Here is a 15,545-nt window from a genome sequence, read left to right on the forward strand (position 1 = left end):
GAAGAAGCCCCTGCAGACTCCTTGCAGGGGCTTTTGGCAATTATTTACTGCGTTTGGATTGGCGCTGGTTTGCTGCATTGGCTCTTGCTTGAGCCTCCATATCCGCTTGGTCGGCTAATTCACGGGAGAACTCCTCATACGTTCCATCGGCTTCTTTTTTCAGCTGTTTTGGAACTTGAGCAAGACCATTCTTGTTTTTATCACGAGTATGCTGCTTGTGTCCTCTTCCCATTGTGAACGCCTCCTGTTTGGTTGAACTTGTCGTTCAATAATAGGATGGCCATTCATGAAAAAGCCATGCTGGTAACTAGTTCTTCTTCTTCGTAAAACCGCCAGCACGATCAGCAGCTTTGAACTCTCTTCCGTAAAGGACTTCCTGAGTAGTTGTCAGTGTTCTCTTGGAATTTTCATGGCGTTTCTTTTCCATAGGGAATCAGCTCCATTCTCTTGACTAAAATTAGCATGGTCAATGGGAGAGCATATCATACGGACCTGCAGGTGAAATTAGCAGTTTGGTGATAAATGGATAGGATTTTGGTGATGCTTGTTTTGTGGAAGAACCTCTTTTTGGCTGGAAAAAAAGGTTGGGTGAATAACAAGACGGAAAAGAGGCGACCCGGCTAGTAAAAAATGCACGCTCCACACGCAACTGTCCCCATCCCGCCTGCAAAGCATTTCCAACCGCACGTAAACCCCAAAGCGGCAGCCCGGCTCATGAAACAGCGAACCGCTTGCAGCCGATACACTCTGGTCATCAAGCTGCTCGAGCCCCTGCAAAACCCGATCCGCCGCTTGCCCCTCCCCCCATGCCGTTCCAAACTCCAATAGCAAAAGCCCGCCAAATCCTTGGCGGGCTGTGTTAGTCAAGCTTCCTTTAAATGATGCTCTTCCGCAAGGGAAGGAGTTCTCATTGTATAGAGTGTATATAAATCTTTCGAGATTTCATAAAGGCTGTAAATGTCTTGCCCGTTATTGATTTGATCGAGCAGCGCTTTTCTCGTGTCGTTGGCGTTCATTACATATGGAAGTTTTTCTGCGGCTTTCATGGAACGGACGTTGATTTTACGAATGCGGAGAAAAATCCGTTCAATGCCAAGCTCGTAAAAAAGTTCGTTAAAGAAAGCATCTTTGGCGGCCTGATTGTAGCCTTTGCCGTGGAAAGGCCTGCCAAGCCAGGTTCCAAGGAACCCGGCGTTTTCCTGAAGGTCAAAGAGGCTGATGGTCCCGATTGGAGAGCCCCATTCGTCGAGAATGGTCCGTGAAATCAATTCACTGCGCTCTTCGGCTTCGATTGTTTGCTTCGTTAAAAACAGGTATTCTTCGATGGATTCAGCTTTATGACGAACATAAGGGAAGACTTCAGGGTGTACCATGAGTTCATACAGCGCATGACTATCGTGAATGTCACGTTTTTTAAGCATCTTTCTCGCTCCCTCCAACATGAGGGCAGACGCGTAGCCTTAGCCCCACCCTCGAAATTTTTTAAATTAGCCAAAAAATTTCGGGGTGGGAATCGAACCCACTAGGACCGGTTAAACCGGTGGCGCACCATTTGCCTTCCCATTGATCCCAGGTCATGAAATTGTCATGTATAGCAAGGCTTTGTCAGCAAGCCATGCACTGATATCATACTCGAATTTCTTTAAAAAAGATACAACTTTTTTGCGGATTTTTATTGGTTTTTTTGGCCAATTTTTATCCCTTTTTTCGAGGCCCATACAGGGTCTTGGAAAACGAGATTTCCGTTTATCATTGTGCATTTTGGTTTGGCCAGATAGTGAAAAGGATGGTGGCTCCATAGAACGAGATCCGCGTCTTTTCCAGGCTCCAGGCTTCCGACCCTGTCATCGACTTGCAGATTGCGGGCTGCTGTAATGGTAATGCCTTCGATTGCTTTTTGTTCGTCAAAGCCTTCACGGACCGCAAGTGATGCTACAACGTTTAAGTATTGGATCGGGGTATACGGGTGATCGGTCGTTATGGATACCTCCACGCCTTTGTCGGCGAGGGCCTGGTACGTTTGCCAGCTTTTATTTTTTAATTCGACTTTGGACCGTCTTGTAAATGTCGGACCAACGCTGACCTTTGCGTGTTTTCCGGAAAACTCATCGGCAATGAGATGGCCTTCTGTACAATGTTCAATGCGGAAGTCGAGGCTGAATTCTTCCGCAAAGCGGATCGCAGAGAGGATGTCATCTGCTCGATGGGCATGTATGCGGACCGGAATTTCCCTTCGCAGTGCACGGCGAAGGGGCAGCGAACGGAAGTCTTCCTTCTCATCGCAAAACTTTGCATGATAAAAGGCTTCGCGCAGCATGCCCATGATTCCCATCCTGGTTATGGAGTCTTTGTTACCCTGGCTGTGAATGCGTTTCGGATTCTCGCCAAGGGCGATTTTAAGACCGGCCGTTTCCTTGATAAGCATATCGCTGATGTTCACTCCAGAGGTTTTAATGACAGATGTCGTTCCGCCGATTACATTGGCGCTCCCCGGCATAATATGAACGGTAGTAATGCCGTAGGTAATCGCATCCCGGAATCCGGAGTCAAGGGGATGCACACCGTCAAGCGCCCTGATATGCGGTGTCAGGGGTTCAACCGTTTCGTTCGCATCGTTACCGGCCCACCCTGTTCCCTCATCATACAGTCCTAAGTGGGTGTGAACGTCAATTAAACCGGGGAACAAATATTGGTCCTGGCAGTCAATGATGGTGCAATTTTCGAGTGCAGAAAGGTTTTTTCCTATTTTAGCGATTTTTCCATTTTTGACCAGAAGGTCGGAAGCGTACAGAATATCCGTGGTAACAGGGAAAATAGTAGCGTTCTTAAATAATGTGCAGGTCATCTTCTAGCTCCTAGTGAATATAAATTTTATCCATGAATGACCCCCGCTGAGGAAGCTTCACTTTCTTTTATTTTATTATGTCTGAGAGCGCGCGTTCAAGTTCAGGGAAAATAAAAGAATAGCCGCTTTGAATCGCTTTTTTCGGCAATACCCGCTGCCCCTCCAGAAGAAGGATGCTCATTTCGCCCAGCGCAAGCTTAATGGCGCTGCTTGGAGCAGGAAGCCAGTGAGGCCGGTTTAATGCTTCTCCCAGCTTTTGTCCGAAGGTTTCCATTTGTGCCGGATTTGGAGCGGTCATATTGACGGGTCCGCTGATCTCCTTGTGTTGGATAATATGGCCGATCATTCCTGCGATATCGGTTACATGAATCCAGGACATCCATTGCTTCCCGGACCCAAGCGGACCCCCGCCGTAGAACTTGTACGGCAGGATCATTTTCTGAAGCACGCCGCCTTCACCGAGCACGATTCCGAAGCGGGCATAAACGGTTCTTATTCCGAGGTCTCTGATCATGGATGCTTCCTGTTCCCATCTTTGAACCGTGCTTGAAAGAAAATCCTCATCGGTTGTTTTGGATTCTTCAGTAAAAGTCTCCTGCTCAGATGTACCGTAGATTCCTATTGCACTCGCGTTAATAAAAACCTCCGGCTTCTTGCTTAGCTGATTTAGTAATTTATACGTTTCCCGTGTTGATTGCACACGGCTTTCAACTATTTCCTGTTTGTTTTCTTCAGTCCATTTTGTGCTGATTGATTTTCCGGCAAGGTTAATCATGACATCCGTGCCTTCTAAATGCGGAGCGGGATTTGCGCCGTCCTTCATCCACTGAACATATTCGATGTTCCCATAGCCTTCCTTTTCGCTCCTGGACAGTATGATCACCTGATGTCCTTCGCGTGCAAAGTACTGGGCGATATGCCTGCCTACAAAACCGGATCCTCCTGCGATTGCAATTTTCATAATAATCACCTCGCGTTAGTATTTTAAGCTGCACTTTATAAGCTCTACCCTGCCTCTATTATGATAAACGTATGATAAAATAAGGGAGAGGTGTTGAGGATGGCTTTTATTACAAAAATAACGTCCCAGCAAAAAAATGCTGAACGGTACAACGTTTATTTAGATGCTGGAAAAGGCGAAGAGTTCGGTTTTGGCGTGGACGAGCACACGCTCATTAAATATGGGCTTGCAAAAGGAAAAGAACTCTCCGATTTGGACGTGGCTGAAATCTGCTCAGGCGATCAAGTCCGTAAAGCATACAACTCTGCCTTGAATTTCCTTAGCTATAGAATGCGCTCCGGCGCTGAAATCAGGGAGCACCTTGAGAAAAAGGAATTTGCGGCTGAGGTCATTCAGGAAGTGCTGCATCAGCTTGAACACTCGGACCTTGTGAATGATCATCAGTTTGCAGACGCGTATACAAGGACGCAGTGGCAGACCTCCGGAAAAGGTCCCGATGTCATCAGGCAGGAGCTGATCAAAAAAGGAATTGCTCCGCTTGATATCGAACAGGCTCTCTCTTTGTATGCCCATGAAGAGCAGCGTGACGCCGCTATGGTCCACGCTGAAAAGTTCTTGAAAAAGAACCACGGGGTTTCAAGCTTTCAGGTCCGGAAAAAACTTGAACAGCTTCTTGTCAGGAAAGGGTTTAGCTTTAATCTGACTTCTGAAATACTGCAGTCTCTTGAGTACGGCAATGATCAGGAGCAGGAAAAAGAAGCCCTTGTACGGCAGGCGAATAAAGTCATTTCAAAATACAATAAAGGGAACGACTTTGAATACAGGCAAAAAATGAAGCAGTATTTATACCGAAAGGGTTTTAGCATTGCACTGATTGAAGAGTATTTGAACAGCCCGGAGGACTTTATACATGAGTAAGTATTCGCTTTATTTACGCTGATTCCTGTTTATGAAACACATTAGGAGGAGCAAGGATGGAAACCAAAAGATACAGTGACATGACAGAGTACGAATTAAAAACAGAAATTGCCTCTTTAAAAGAAAAAGCAAGGAAAGCGGAGCAAATGGGGATGGTGAACGAATTTGCCGTGCTGGACCGGAAAATTTCCATGGCCCGTTCCTATATGCTTAACCCTGCTGACTATAAAGCGGGAGATGAACTTGAAATAGAAGGGGCACCGGGAGAAATATTTAAGATTGTTTATATGAATGGGATTTTTGCGTGGGGCCACCGTCTCGCAGCGCCGGATCATGAAGAAGCCCTGCCCATTTCTGTCCTTATCCGTCAGTAATAGCCGGCCGCAAATCAGGCGGCCGGCCACGGTTTTAAGACTGTTTGCGGGTCTGGTTTTTTAAAATAACCAAATCCTGCGTCATTTGGGTTTCTCCGTTTACCTGTGAATGGGCATGCTTCGGGTTCGCCCATGGCTGCGGATACGCTTTTGTTTTAGATGAATAAAAATGGTCATAGGATGGTTTGTGATTGCCCAATCGAATCAGCCTCCGCGTCTTAGACTAGTTGGAATCTTCTCGTTGGCCGGAGGCCCTCATGCGCTCCTGGGGATGGTCGTTAATCGAGCCGTCCGCGCGTTTAGAGGCATATGCGCCTTTAGCACGCGCTTCTCCTTCAGAACGTGCTGCAATAGGGAAATCCTTTGCTTTGTTCCTCAATCGAACCGCCTCCAATGATTGCTTCTTTTGCTTCAGAAGCATACCATTATTATGAACCAGCTGATTTGTTTTATGATTAGTACATACAGGCAGGATTGCCTGCAAAAAAGGAGGTGCTCTTTGCATGGGACCTTACCATGAGCGTCTGACGGACTTGCTGCTTTTAAAAAATGAATCCCTTGCGTATGCACAGGCCAGAGCATGGGTAGAACTGCTTTGGGAGGATTTTGAAGCCACCTATGCCAAAGCCGGTGAAAAGTACAGGGGAAAAGAAATGACTGAGGCAATTGTCCAAAAATGGATTGAACAATACGGCCCTCGCCTGCATGAATTTGTGGCAACAAATCCGAAATACAGACATTTGCTTAACCAGGATGATTACTTGAAACATTAAGAAAGGCAGAGCCCGGAAACGGGTCTGCCTTTTAATCAGGGACAATATGGAGCTTTTTCCTCAATTTTTCTTCGCTGAAAATCCATCCAGTGTACGAGCTGACAATTTCCAGGCTGCTGTCAAGCTGTACGATGGCAACGAACGGATAGTAGCCTTTGCTTCGGTAGCGCAAATCGATAAACCGTACTTCGTAATGATCGGAGTATTCTTCCACTTCCCACCGGTAAACAGGAGAGAAGGAGAGAAAGGCTGAAATGTTGTGGTCTTCTTCAGCTGCCCTGATCATATCGGTCTGCGGAACTGGAACGCGGTCAAACTCATCCAGGACGGTAAGCTTTCCTTTTGCATGACGCGCCACATAAAAATGGGTCCTGGTTGTAATGGCTAAATGCCAGTCCCGGAATCTCAATGTAGGAGAAATCGTGATGTCCGTTATTTCATTGAATCGTTCGCGTATTTCGTGAACGATTTTCTTATTCATAACATACCGCAGAACATAATATCCTGCCAGCACAGCAAACATTACAGCAAACGTATACCCCTGCGGCGCACCGAGGATCCAGGCGGTGATGGCTATTCCGTGTATGGAAAAGATAATCGGGTCAAAGGTGTTAATCAGCCCGAGCGCAATCCATTTATGCGAAAACGGCCTTAATGCCTGTGTGCCATAAGCGTTGAAAATATCTACAAAAACGTGCAGGGCCACAGCTATGAATGTCCAAAGAGCCAGATGAAGCAAATCAATCCCCGGATAAAGTAAATAGATCAGCGCTGTAATCAGAACCGACCAAATTAAGACAGCTGGCATGGAATGGGTGATTCCGCGGTGGTTCCTGATATAGACAGCATTATTGCGAAGTTTTAAAATAGTATCCAGGTCCGGTGCCTGCGAGCCGATAATAGCCGCTGCCATGACGGCGTGGGAAGCCGCAGGGTCACTTCCTATTAAGGGATCAAGAGTTGCCGCCCCTCCAAGGGCAATCCCCATGACTACGTGGGTGGCAGTATCCATATCATCCCTCCCAGCTCATTTTTTTCGAATTATTGGGACGCTGGTCCCGGCAATGCTGAAGAGTTTTATTCATTCTACAGCTATGTTTCCCATTTTAGAATAAATCTTAACATCTGGAGGCTCCACCATGAAAACCATTTTATCTGACTTTCCTATAGATTCCTTTCAAAAAGATTTGATTGGCTGGTTCCAAAAAGAACAGAGGATTCTGCCGTGGCGTGAAAACTCGGATCCATACCGGGTCTGGGTGTCTGAAATCATGCTTCAGCAGACACGGGTTGATACGGTCATTCCTTATTTTCTTAATTTTATGGAAAAATTCCCTGATATCGAGTCTCTTGCGAAAGCGGATGAAGAGCAGGTCATGAAGGCATGGGAAGGGCTGGGCTATTACTCGAGAGTCCGCAACCTGCAGTTTGCTGTCAGAGAAGTCAGCGAAGCATATGACGGCATCGTTCCTGCTGATCCCGGAAAATTTGGGGAACTAAAAGGGGTCGGCCCCTATACGAAAGGGGCTGTCATGAGCATTGCCTACAATATTCCAGAACCTGCAGTGGATGGGAATGTGATGAGGGTAATGTCCAGAATTCTTCTTATTGATGAAGATATCGCCAAGCCAAAAACGAGAAAGCTGTTTGATACGGCTATTAGAGAGGTCATTTCAAAGGACAATCCGTCCGATTTCAACCAGGCACTAATGGAACTAGGCGCCCTCATATGCACGCCGTCCTCGCCATCGTGTCTGCTGTGCCCCGTAAGAGAGCACTGTCAGGCATTTGCAGAAGGGAGGCAGCACGAGCTTCCTGTCAAAAGCAAAAAGAAAAAGCAGAAATCCATGCTCATGGCTGCTGCAGTTTTACGGGACAGCTCAGGCAGCTATTGGATCCGCAAACGGCCTTCCGAGGGCCTTCTGGCCAATCTTTGGGAGTTTCCAAACTGTGAAACCGTATCTGATACGCTGACTCAAAAGGAAGAGCTCGAAACATATTTAATCAGAGAACTTGAAGCCATACCTGAACTGAATCCTGTGGAAGGTGTCATACAGCACGTTTTCAGCCATCTGATATGGAATATCGCCCTGTTTGCAGGAATCGTTGAAAACGTAAAAGAAGGAAGCGGGCTCGTAAAGGTTACAGAAGAAGAAATGAAACAGTACGCATTTCCAATACCCCACCAAAAAATTTTCAAGCTTTATTTAGAAAAGGAAAACAAATAAGGGTAGGGCTTGTCTGAAAAGTCCTTTTGCGATGAAAAATCCCCGGGTCAGCTGCAAAGCATTCCGGGGGATTTTTGTAAAAATGGCCCGTGATGGAAGCGGAAGGTGCCAATCCGGGATAGAGCAGAGGAACGGGAAAGACCCCGCTTTGGAGAAGCGGCAGGCCAGCCCGCTCGACTCTGAGCAGTCAGGAGAAGGAATCAGCGAGAACAGCCAAATTTAATAAACTGGGAGCTCTCAATCATAACTGATTCGTGTACCGTGCGTATAATCGGCTTCGTTTCTTTTCATTCCGCCCCGTTCTTCGATCTCCTGCATGATTTCTCTGTGTATGGTCAGGCCTTCTGAATTCATGTAGGGAAGGATCTGCTGAAGCGAATGGTGAAAATAGGCGAGTTCTTCGTCTTTCCAGTCCCGCTTGCGGATCATGGAAAGCTCTGTCATATCGCGTCCTACATACATTTGCTGTGTCTCCTTGCATATTATGGCGTAATAAACATATTGTTTGATACAATAAACATATCTATTCGAAAGAAAAGAGGATTATTAATGGCACAAAATCGAGTCGCATTAGTAACAGGAAGCAGCAGAGGAATAGGAAAGGCAATTGCATTAAACTTGGCAAAGCAGGGATACCATATTGTCATTAACTATGCAAGAAGCAAACAGGCTGCTCTTGAAACCGCTGAAGAAATTGAAAAACTGGGTGTGAAAACTCTGGTTGTGAAGGCAAATGTAGGAAAAGTAGATAAAATCAAAGACTTGTTTGAGCAGATTGATTTAACGTTTGGACGCCTGGATGTATTTATCAATAACGCTGCTTCAGGTGTATTAAGGCCATTGATGGACTTAGAGGAAAATCACTGGGACTGGACGATGGACATTAATAGCAAGGCGCTCCTGTTTTGCGCACAGGAAGCGGCAAAGCGGATGGATGAAACAGGAGGCAAAATCGTGAGCATCAGCTCGCTCGGTTCGATCCGGGTACTTGAAAACTATACGACAGTCGGAGTGTCGAAGGCGGCTCTAGAAGCCCTTACCCGTTATCTGGCGGTTGAACTGGCATCCCGAAACATCGTCGTAAACGCTGTTTCAGGCGGAGCCGTGGATACGGAAGCGCTAAAGCATTTTCCGAATCGGGAAGAGCTGCTGCAGGATGCAATTTCTAAAACACCTGCGGGCCGTATGGTGGAAATCGAAGATATTGTGAATGCCGTTGATTTTCTTGTTTCCGATCAATCCTGGATGATCAGGGGACAGACGCTTATAGTGGACGGCGGCAGATCCCTGCTCGTCTGACTGAAAGAAAACACCTTCCAGAGCCAGGCGAAAAAAGTTTTATAATATATCGCATATAACTTACCTCCGCGGGACAACATAATTTTCGTGGAGGTGATTACAATGGCAAACAACCAAAACCAACAACAACAACAAGCTGGTAAAACTGCTTCAGGTACAAACGTACAACATGTTAAGCAGCAAAATCAGCAAGCTTCTCAGGGACAATACGGAACTGAGTACGCTTCTGAAACAGATGCTCAGCACGTGAAAAAGTATAACCAGCAAGCAGAAGCAAACAAATCTAAAAACAGCTAATTCACACCACTGAATGCAGAAATGCATGAGGGGCCGCCTGCAAGAATTGTGCTTATTTCCGCTGCTTTGTACAAGGGCCGCTTAATCGTGAGCGGGTCCGGCTGCAAAGGGAGAGAAAGGACGGCTTGCATATGGGCGGCCTCTTTTCATTTTTCAGAAGTCAAAAACAGATTTATTCAGGCTGATCCGACAAAATCTTTCACCTTTCTGCCTTTTCTTCTAAAGGAGCCCGGATAACGCAAAACGAATATATAGGGGAATAGAAGCCGGATTGGGAGAGGGGCTCACTTATGAGCAAATTTGACGTTCTTGTCGGCGAGCAGCTTAAGACAATGGACAGGCTGCTTGAGCTTCAAAACGAAGTCGAGCGCTGCCAAAAAATTGAAAGAGAGCTTGAAAGGCTTCAGAAGAAGGACAAGCTCATGGTTGTCCAGGAAGAAATTCAGCTGATGAAAGCAGAGCTTCACTTTATTCAGCAAACGTTTGAAAGACAGACGGAGGACGTTATCAGATCCTACAAAAATCACCCGGTATGGGAACAATAGGCACGATGAAGGTCATGGTCTTGCAGAAACTCGAGTTTCTGCCGGTATGGCCTTTTGTTTTCTTTTTCAATCGACTAACTGTATAATGAAAAGAAATATGAATTCAGGCTTCTTGAAATGGACGGAAATCTTTCAGGAGCTGCTTCAAAGGATGGCGAATAAAGATGGGCTTACCGGCGGAAGGAGAAAAAATACAAATACATAGCTATAAGCACAACGGCAAGCTGCATCGAATCTGGGAAGAAACGATGATTCTGAAGGGTACGGATAACCTGATTATCGGCGGCAATGACAGAACGACTGTTGTGGAATCAGATGGACGGACATGGGTTACGAGAGAGCCCGCCATTTGTTATTTTCATGCTAAGCATTGGTTTAATATAATCGGTATGCTTCGTGAGGACGGGGTCTATTATTATTGCAACATCAGTTCCCCTTTTGTATGGGATGAGGAAGCGGTGAAATACATCGATTATGATCTGGATGTAAAAGTTTTTCCGGATAAATCTTATATCCTCCTGGATGAGGATGAGTATGAAACGCATAAAAGAGAAATGAAATATCCTGGTGTCATTGACCTCATTCTCAGGAAAAATGTAGATAGGCTGCTTGACTGGATACAAAATGGAGAAGGTCCATTTTCTGCTGAATTTATCGATACGTGGTACGAGCAGTATTTAAGATATTCGAGATAAAAATGCCTGTTGGAATGGTTCAGCAGGCTTTTTGCTTGCATAAGGAACACGTGCTTCTGGGTTATCGTCATCATGGGGGTTGAATAATGGGTTCAATAAAGCGTTATATGGAATTTGTTAAGCCTTATAAATGGCACATCACGGGGACGGTTGCAATTGGAATCGTAAAATTTGCAATCCCTCTCCTGATTCCGCTTTTAATTAAATATGTAGTGGATGACATTGTCGGAGGCTCTGGTACAGCCGAGGAAAAAACAGAGCATTTATTTACCATTTTAGGTGTGATGTTCGGGGTATTCGTTGTGATGCGGCCGCCTGTGGAGTATTACCGGCAGTATCTCGCCCAGCTGGCTTCAAACAAAATCTTGTTTGATATAAGGGATCAGCTTTTTACCCACCTGCAGAAACTCAGTTTGAAATATTACGCCAACACCCGGGGCGGAGAAATCATTTCCCGGGTTATAAACGATGTGGAACAGACCAAAAACTTTGTCATGACCGGCCTGATGAATGTTTGGCTTGATATTGTAACCATCATCATTGCCATTGCCATCATGCTGACGATGGATATTCCGCTCACACTTGTTTCCATCATGCTTTTCCCGCTGTACGGGTTTTCCGTCAAATTCTTCTATGGAAAGCTTCGTCATCTGACGAAGGTGCGTTCACAGGCACTGGCTGAAGTTCAAGGGCATTTGCATGAACGGGTACAGGGGATGGCGGTTATTCGCAGCTTTGCGATTGAGGACCATGAGCAGCGTCAGTTTGCAGACGAAAACGGCAACTTTCTGCAAAAAGCAATCGATCATACAAGCTGGAACGCCAAAACGTTTGCTGTCGTGAATACCATTACGGATGCAGCTCCGCTCATTGTCATTGCGTATGCAGGGTATCAGGTAATTCACGGACACCTTTCAGTTGGAACGTTGGTTGCCTTTATCGCTTACACCGAACGGCTATACGGACCGCTAAGAAGGCTGATCAATTCCTCCACCCTGCTAACCCAGGCTTTCGCTTCGATGGACCGCGTTTTTGAGTTCATGGATGAACCGTATGATATCCAGGATAAGCCCGATGCAGTTAAAGCGGAGAATGTAAAAGGGCAGCTTCAATTTGATCATGTAACCTTTCAATACGATCAGGAAGAGGCAAAGGTCCTTGACGATGTAAGCCTGGAAGCGAAAAAGGGGGAAACAGTTGCCCTTGTTGGGATGAGCGGCGGGGGGAAATCCACCCTCGTCAGCCTGATTCCAAGATTCTATGATGTGACGGGTGGCAGAATTACGCTTGACGGAAAGGATATCCGGGACTATGAAGCAACAAGCCTTAGAGGTCAAATCGGCATGGTGCTGCAGGATACATTCCTCTTTTCCCACACCGTTAAAGAAAATATCCTAATCGGGAAACCGAACGCAACGGATGAGGAAATGGTTGAGGCGGCAAAAGCAGCCAATGCCCATGATTTCATCATGAAGCTTCCTAAAGGATACGAGACCAGGGTGGGAGAACGCGGAGTGAAGCTATCCGGAGGGCAAAAGCAGAGGGTTTCCATTGCGCGAGTTTTCCTGAAAAATCCGCCGATCCTTGTCATGGACGAAGCAACAAGCGCCCTCGATCTGGAAAGCGAGCATCTTATTCAAGAAGCGCTGGAAAAGCTTTCTAAAGACCGCACCACCTTCATAGTTGCTCACCGTCTTTCCACCATTACCCATGCAGGACAGATTGTGCTGATGGAGCACGGGAAAATAGCTGAAAAAGGAACCCACCAGGAATTGATGGCGAAAAAAGGATTGTATTATAACCTCTTCCAGATTCAGCAGCTTGATTTGTGAAGAGCTAATACGATAAAACTTCATAACTGCGCGCTCGAGCAGGACCACCCCAGAAGGCAATTATGCTGAGGGTGGTCTTTCATTTTGATAAAGGAAGAGCTGGCTGGAATTTGCTTTCCACAGATCATATAATATGTGATTGAAAAATCACCGTAAAAAGATAATTCAAATTTCCTTTTTTACGTTCTGAAAGACTGCATTCGAATTTTTCCAGATGTCATGATTGATCGCTTGAACGCATAAGCATAAAGTACCTTATATGGAAAAAATTACTTATAAATATAGGATGATTCTAACAAGATTCAATATAATCCCTTATCGGAATATAGGCTAATACACCCTATTTATTCTGAATATTTACACTAATCAAAAAGTTTGATATATTATTGAAATATAAAGCTAGCTTGCATTTTCCACTATCTAAAAGTCTGCTGCATCTTCTACATAATTTAAGTACGGTTCCGATCCCCGAGCATTTTTTTAAAGTGTTCGTAAACCTGGCTGCTTATTGCAGCTAACATCCGTTTACTTATCCAAGAGCGGGGCAGTGGGCCTTCTCTTAGCTTTGCCGCTTTGGGGGACGCACCTGTCCCGCTCCTCTTAACCCAGAGTCTCACGCCTAGCGCACATCAACTCCATGCATTAGCAAAGCCTTTTGAAAATAGTTTCTTATCAGGGAAAGGCCAAAACCCGGGATGGCCGGCTGAGAAAGCCGGTTTCACGTTTTGCCCTGCCTGCAAAAGCAGGTTAATCCGGTTCTGTTCAAAACCGAATACATAGTCCGAAGGGGGCGATGTTTTTTGAAAAAAAATACAGTTTTGTCCGTCCGCGGTCTTTCAGTAGGCTTCAAAAGAGATGCATCTGTTGTGGATGTGGTAAAGTCCATTGATCTTACGCTCAACGAAGGGGAAGTACTGGGGATTGTTGGTGAGTCCGGGTGCGGTAAAAGTGTGGCTTCAATGGCCATGATGGGACTGCTGCCAAAAACTTCTGCGGTTAGAGGTGAAATTTTTTACAAGGACAAAAATCTCCTCAATGAAAAGGAGGCCTCACTCAGGAAAATAAGGGGAAATGAGATGGCGATGATTTTCCAGGAGCCGATGACGTCATTGAATCCGCTCCTGAAAATTGGCGAGCAGCTTATGGAAGCATACAGGATTCATAAGCGATGCTCAAAGAAGGAGGCAAGAAATCAGGCGGTGGAAATGCTGAGACTTGTTGGGATGCCGAGGCCTGAAGCACTGCTCAGCGACTATCCGCACCAGCTTTCAGGAGGCATGCGCCAGCGTGTGATGATTGCAATGGCGATGATATGCAGGCCTGGAGTACTCATCGCTGATGAGCCGACAACGGCATTGGACGTTACAATTCAATCTCAGATTTTAGCTTTGATGAAGGATCTGAATAAAAAAATGAACACCTCTATCCTCCTGATCACTCACGATTTAGGGGTGGTGGCTCAAGTATGTGACCGTGTTGCGATTATGTATGCAGGACAGATTGCAGAAGAAGGAGATGTTAATGCGATTTTTTCATCTCCAAAGCACCCTTATACAAGGGGGCTTCTCCAATCTGTTCCAGATATCCGGACAAAAAAGGAAAAGCTTTTTTCCATCGAAGGCCAGGTTCCAAAGCCCGGAAGCATTAAGAAAGGCTGTCCGTTTGCCAACCGGTGTGAATTTGTTCAGCCGGTATGTCTTGAGGAAGATCCGGTCTTGATTGAACACGGCCAGCAGAAGGTTCGGTGCTGGCTCTACAAAGAGGAGGTTGCGTTGCTTGAGTCAGCCATTGCTAGAGATTGAAGACTTAAAAAAAGTGTATACGAGCCACAAAGGGGTTTTAAAACGCACTAGGACTGATGTAACCGCGGTCGATGGCATCGGACTCAGCATAAAAACCGGTGAAACACTGGGAGTGGTGGGAGAATCAGGCTGCGGGAAATCGACACTCGGCCGTCTGATCACAAGACTGACTGAGCCGACTTCCGGAGCGGTCCGGTTCGATGGACAATCTCTCTTTGAACTAAATCAAAGGGAAATGAAGGCAGTCAGGCGGGACATGCAAATGGTGTTTCAGGATCCCTATGCGTCCCTGAATCCGAGGCAGCAGGTTCAGTCCATTTTGGAAGAACCGCTGATCGTCCATAAAATAGGATCCAAGAGTGAAAGAAAAGACAAGGTCGCCGAGATCATGAAAATTGCAGGGTTTGACCCGGACCTCGGAAATAGATACCCACACCAATTCAGCGGTGGGCAAAGGCAGCGGATTGGAATTGCCAGAGCGCTTATGACAAACCCAAAGCTGATCATTGCGGATGAGCCGGTATCAGCACTTGATGTGTCCATTCAGGCTCAGATTCTGAATCTGCTAACGGAGCTGCAGGGAACCTTTTCACTGACCTATCTATTTATCTCCCATGATCTGGGGGTTGTCAGACATATCAGCGACCGGGTTGCGGTGATGTATCTTGGCAGGCTGGCGGAGCTTTCAGACAGTGAATCAATGTACCGGAACCCGCTGCATCCATATACGGAAGCTCTGCTTTCGAGTGTACCGGTTGCTGAACCTGCAGGAAGGCAGGAACCGATTGTCATAAAAGGAGACATGCCGAATCCCGCCAATCCTCCTGCAGGGTGTGCGTTCCATACCAGATGCCCGAAAGTGATGGACATTTGCAAAAAAGTGAAGCCGGATCTTTTTCCGGCAGGGGAAGGTCGTTTCGCTGCCTGCCATTTGTACGCATGAGCAGCGTGAATGATAGATAAGGCCAACACAATA

General features: G+C 46.2%; 21 protein-coding genes. 12 read left to right on the top strand and 9 right to left on the bottom strand.

Going from position 1 to position 15,545, the window contains the following annotated elements; all coding sequences use genetic code 11:
• Nucleotides 1–40: 40 nt before the first annotated feature.
• The 5 genes from ACQCV8_RS16715 to ACQCV8_RS16735 all read right to left on the bottom strand — a co-directional run bounded on the left by ACQCV8_RS16715 (nucleotide 41) and on the right by ACQCV8_RS16735 (nucleotide 3,806).
• A complete protein-coding gene (locus ACQCV8_RS16715) occupies nucleotides 41–232 on the bottom strand; it encodes a YfhD family protein (RefSeq protein WP_426846343.1) in 192 nt (63 codons plus the stop codon).
• 75 nt (nucleotides 233–307) lie between these two features.
• The gene (locus tag ACQCV8_RS16720; RefSeq protein ID WP_426846344.1) at nucleotides 308–427 is read right to left on the bottom strand and encodes a YfhE family protein; all 120 of its coding nucleotides are present in this window, start codon (nucleotides 425–427) and stop codon (nucleotides 308–310) included.
• 436 nt (nucleotides 428–863) lie between these two features.
• A complete protein-coding gene (locus tag ACQCV8_RS16725) occupies nucleotides 864–1,421 on the bottom strand; it encodes a GNAT family N-acetyltransferase (RefSeq protein WP_426846346.1) in 558 nt (185 codons plus the stop codon).
• Nucleotides 1,422–1,672: 251 nt separating this feature from the next.
• The gene (locus tag ACQCV8_RS16730) at nucleotides 1,673–2,845 is read right to left on the bottom strand and encodes an amidohydrolase (protein WP_426846348.1); all 1,173 of its coding nucleotides are present in this window, start codon (nucleotides 2,843–2,845) and stop codon (nucleotides 1,673–1,675) included.
• A gap of 67 nt (nucleotides 2,846–2,912) precedes the next feature.
• Complete coding sequence (locus ACQCV8_RS16735; RefSeq protein WP_426846350.1) at nucleotides 2,913–3,806, bottom strand: TIGR01777 family oxidoreductase; 894 nt, start codon at nucleotides 3,804–3,806, stop codon at nucleotides 2,913–2,915.
• A gap of 99 nt (nucleotides 3,807–3,905) precedes the next feature.
• Between ACQCV8_RS16735 and recX the strand changes: the two genes are divergently transcribed.
• Together recX and ACQCV8_RS16745 are read left to right on the top strand one after the other, a co-directional pair.
• Complete coding sequence (gene recX, locus ACQCV8_RS16740; protein WP_426846352.1) at nucleotides 3,906–4,724, top strand: recombination regulator RecX; 819 nt, start codon at nucleotides 3,906–3,908, stop codon at nucleotides 4,722–4,724.
• A gap of 56 nt (nucleotides 4,725–4,780) precedes the next feature.
• Nucleotides 4,781–5,098 (top strand): YfhH family protein, encoded by a 318-nt coding sequence (locus ACQCV8_RS16745; RefSeq protein WP_426846354.1) that lies wholly within the window; start codon nucleotides 4,781–4,783, stop codon nucleotides 5,096–5,098.
• A 34-nt stretch (nucleotides 5,099–5,132) separates the two neighbouring features.
• Here the strand turns inward: ACQCV8_RS16745 and ACQCV8_RS16750 are convergent, their stop codons facing one another.
• Both ACQCV8_RS16750 and sspK read right to left on the bottom strand, forming a co-directional pair.
• On the bottom strand, nucleotides 5,133–5,297 hold the full coding sequence (locus tag ACQCV8_RS16750; RefSeq protein WP_426846356.1) for a YpzG family protein: 165 nt from the start codon (nucleotides 5,295–5,297) through the stop codon (nucleotides 5,133–5,135).
• A 24-nt stretch (nucleotides 5,298–5,321) separates the two neighbouring features.
• Nucleotides 5,322–5,519, bottom strand: coding sequence for a small, acid-soluble spore protein K (sspK, locus tag ACQCV8_RS16755; protein WP_426846421.1), 198 nt, complete (start codon nucleotides 5,517–5,519; stop codon nucleotides 5,322–5,324).
• An 82-nt stretch (nucleotides 5,520–5,601) separates the two neighbouring features.
• Here sspK and ACQCV8_RS16760 point away from each other — a divergent pair, with 82 nt between their 5' ends.
• The gene (locus ACQCV8_RS16760) at nucleotides 5,602–5,871 is read left to right on the top strand and encodes a YfhJ family protein (RefSeq protein WP_426846358.1); all 270 of its coding nucleotides are present in this window, start codon (nucleotides 5,602–5,604) and stop codon (nucleotides 5,869–5,871) included.
• 31 nt (nucleotides 5,872–5,902) lie between these two features.
• On the opposite strand, the gene ACQCV8_RS16765 is transcribed toward ACQCV8_RS16760, so the two are convergent.
• Complete coding sequence (locus ACQCV8_RS16765) at nucleotides 5,903–6,883, bottom strand: metal-dependent hydrolase (protein ID WP_426846360.1); 981 nt, start codon at nucleotides 6,881–6,883, stop codon at nucleotides 5,903–5,905.
• A 127-nt stretch (nucleotides 6,884–7,010) separates the two neighbouring features.
• On the opposite strand from ACQCV8_RS16765, the gene mutY reads away from it, so the two are divergent.
• Together mutY and ACQCV8_RS16775 are read left to right on the top strand one after the other, a co-directional pair.
• Complete coding sequence (gene mutY, locus ACQCV8_RS16770; RefSeq protein ID WP_426846362.1) at nucleotides 7,011–8,099, top strand: A/G-specific adenine glycosylase; 1,089 nt, start codon at nucleotides 7,011–7,013, stop codon at nucleotides 8,097–8,099.
• Nucleotides 8,100–8,130: 31 nt separating this feature from the next.
• Nucleotides 8,131–8,322, top strand: coding sequence for a hypothetical protein (locus tag ACQCV8_RS16775; RefSeq protein WP_426846363.1), 192 nt, complete (start codon nucleotides 8,131–8,133; stop codon nucleotides 8,320–8,322).
• A gap of 14 nt (nucleotides 8,323–8,336) precedes the next feature.
• Here ACQCV8_RS16775 and ACQCV8_RS16780 read toward each other — a convergent pair whose 3' ends face one another.
• Nucleotides 8,337–8,561 (bottom strand): hypothetical protein, encoded by a 225-nt coding sequence (locus ACQCV8_RS16780; protein ID WP_426846365.1) that lies wholly within the window; start codon nucleotides 8,559–8,561, stop codon nucleotides 8,337–8,339.
• An 87-nt stretch (nucleotides 8,562–8,648) separates the two neighbouring features.
• On the opposite strand from ACQCV8_RS16780, the gene fabL reads away from it, so the two are divergent.
• From fabL to ACQCV8_RS16815, 7 genes are all read left to right on the top strand, one after another.
• Nucleotides 8,649–9,398 (top strand): enoyl-[acyl-carrier-protein] reductase FabL, encoded by a 750-nt coding sequence (gene fabL / locus ACQCV8_RS16785; RefSeq protein ID WP_426846367.1) that lies wholly within the window; start codon nucleotides 8,649–8,651, stop codon nucleotides 9,396–9,398.
• A 102-nt stretch (nucleotides 9,399–9,500) separates the two neighbouring features.
• On the top strand, nucleotides 9,501–9,695 hold the full coding sequence (locus ACQCV8_RS16790) for a gamma-type small acid-soluble spore protein (RefSeq protein WP_426846368.1): 195 nt from the start codon (nucleotides 9,501–9,503) through the stop codon (nucleotides 9,693–9,695).
• Nucleotides 9,696–9,985: 290 nt separating this feature from the next.
• Nucleotides 9,986–10,240 (top strand): YgaB family protein, encoded by a 255-nt coding sequence (locus ACQCV8_RS16795; protein ID WP_426846370.1) that lies wholly within the window; start codon nucleotides 9,986–9,988, stop codon nucleotides 10,238–10,240.
• A gap of 164 nt (nucleotides 10,241–10,404) precedes the next feature.
• The gene (gene ntdP, locus ACQCV8_RS16800) at nucleotides 10,405–10,935 is read left to right on the top strand and encodes a nucleoside tri-diphosphate phosphatase (protein ID WP_426846372.1); all 531 of its coding nucleotides are present in this window, start codon (nucleotides 10,405–10,407) and stop codon (nucleotides 10,933–10,935) included.
• 86 nt (nucleotides 10,936–11,021) lie between these two features.
• Nucleotides 11,022–12,767, top strand: coding sequence for an ABC transporter ATP-binding protein (locus tag ACQCV8_RS16805; RefSeq protein ID WP_426846374.1), 1,746 nt, complete (start codon nucleotides 11,022–11,024; stop codon nucleotides 12,765–12,767).
• 800 nt (nucleotides 12,768–13,567) lie between these two features.
• The gene (locus tag ACQCV8_RS16810) at nucleotides 13,568–14,569 is read left to right on the top strand and encodes an ABC transporter ATP-binding protein (RefSeq protein ID WP_426846376.1); all 1,002 of its coding nucleotides are present in this window, start codon (nucleotides 13,568–13,570) and stop codon (nucleotides 14,567–14,569) included.
• On the top strand, nucleotides 14,544–15,512 hold the full coding sequence (locus ACQCV8_RS16815; protein ID WP_426846378.1) for an ABC transporter ATP-binding protein: 969 nt from the start codon (nucleotides 14,544–14,546) through the stop codon (nucleotides 15,510–15,512). The genes ACQCV8_RS16810 and ACQCV8_RS16815 overlap by 26 nt, the downstream gene beginning before the upstream one ends.
• Nucleotides 15,513–15,545: the final 33 nt, after the last annotated feature.

This window comes from Metabacillus sp. 84, from assembly GCF_050107715.1.
In the GTDB taxonomy this organism is placed as follows: domain Bacteria; phylum Bacillota; class Bacilli; order Bacillales; family Bacillaceae; genus Metabacillus_B.

Coding starts and splice junctions, on each gene's coding strand:
- ACQCV8_RS16790 (WP_426846368.1), top strand. CDS start 9,501: ATGGCAAACAACCAAAACCAACAACAACAACAAGCTGGTAAAACTGCT.
- ACQCV8_RS16795 (WP_426846370.1), top strand. CDS start 9,986: ATGAGCAAATTTGACGTTCTTGTCGGCGAGCAGCTTAAGACAATGGAC.
- recX (WP_426846352.1), top strand. CDS start 3,906: ATGGCTTTTATTACAAAAATAACGTCCCAGCAAAAAAATGCTGAACGG.
- sspK (WP_426846421.1), bottom strand. CDS start 5,519: ATGCTTCTGAAGCAAAAGAAGCAATCATTGGAGGCGGTTCGATTGAGG.
- ACQCV8_RS16735 (WP_426846350.1), bottom strand. CDS start 3,806: ATGAAAATTGCAATCGCAGGAGGATCCGGTTTTGTAGGCAGGCATATC.
- ACQCV8_RS16715 (WP_426846343.1), bottom strand. CDS start 232: ATGGGAAGAGGACACAAGCAGCATACTCGTGATAAAAACAAGAATGGT.
- mutY (WP_426846362.1), top strand. CDS start 7,011: ATGAAAACCATTTTATCTGACTTTCCTATAGATTCCTTTCAAAAAGAT.
- ACQCV8_RS16745 (WP_426846354.1), top strand. CDS start 4,781: ATGGAAACCAAAAGATACAGTGACATGACAGAGTACGAATTAAAAACA.
- ACQCV8_RS16760 (WP_426846358.1), top strand. CDS start 5,602: ATGGGACCTTACCATGAGCGTCTGACGGACTTGCTGCTTTTAAAAAAT.
- ACQCV8_RS16725 (WP_426846346.1), bottom strand. CDS start 1,421: ATGCTTAAAAAACGTGACATTCACGATAGTCATGCGCTGTATGAACTC.
- ACQCV8_RS16805 (WP_426846374.1), top strand. CDS start 11,022: ATGGGTTCAATAAAGCGTTATATGGAATTTGTTAAGCCTTATAAATGG.
- fabL (WP_426846367.1), top strand. CDS start 8,649: ATGGCACAAAATCGAGTCGCATTAGTAACAGGAAGCAGCAGAGGAATA.
- ACQCV8_RS16730 (WP_426846348.1), bottom strand. CDS start 2,845: ATGACCTGCACATTATTTAAGAACGCTACTATTTTCCCTGTTACCACG.
- ACQCV8_RS16720 (WP_426846344.1), bottom strand. CDS start 427: ATGGAAAAGAAACGCCATGAAAATTCCAAGAGAACACTGACAACTACT.
- ACQCV8_RS16775 (WP_426846363.1), top strand. CDS start 8,131: ATGAAAAATCCCCGGGTCAGCTGCAAAGCATTCCGGGGGATTTTTGTA.
- ACQCV8_RS16780 (WP_426846365.1), bottom strand. CDS start 8,561: ATGTATGTAGGACGCGATATGACAGAGCTTTCCATGATCCGCAAGCGG.
- ntdP (WP_426846372.1), top strand. CDS start 10,405: ATGGGCTTACCGGCGGAAGGAGAAAAAATACAAATACATAGCTATAAG.
- ACQCV8_RS16765 (WP_426846360.1), bottom strand. CDS start 6,883: ATGGATACTGCCACCCACGTAGTCATGGGGATTGCCCTTGGAGGGGCG.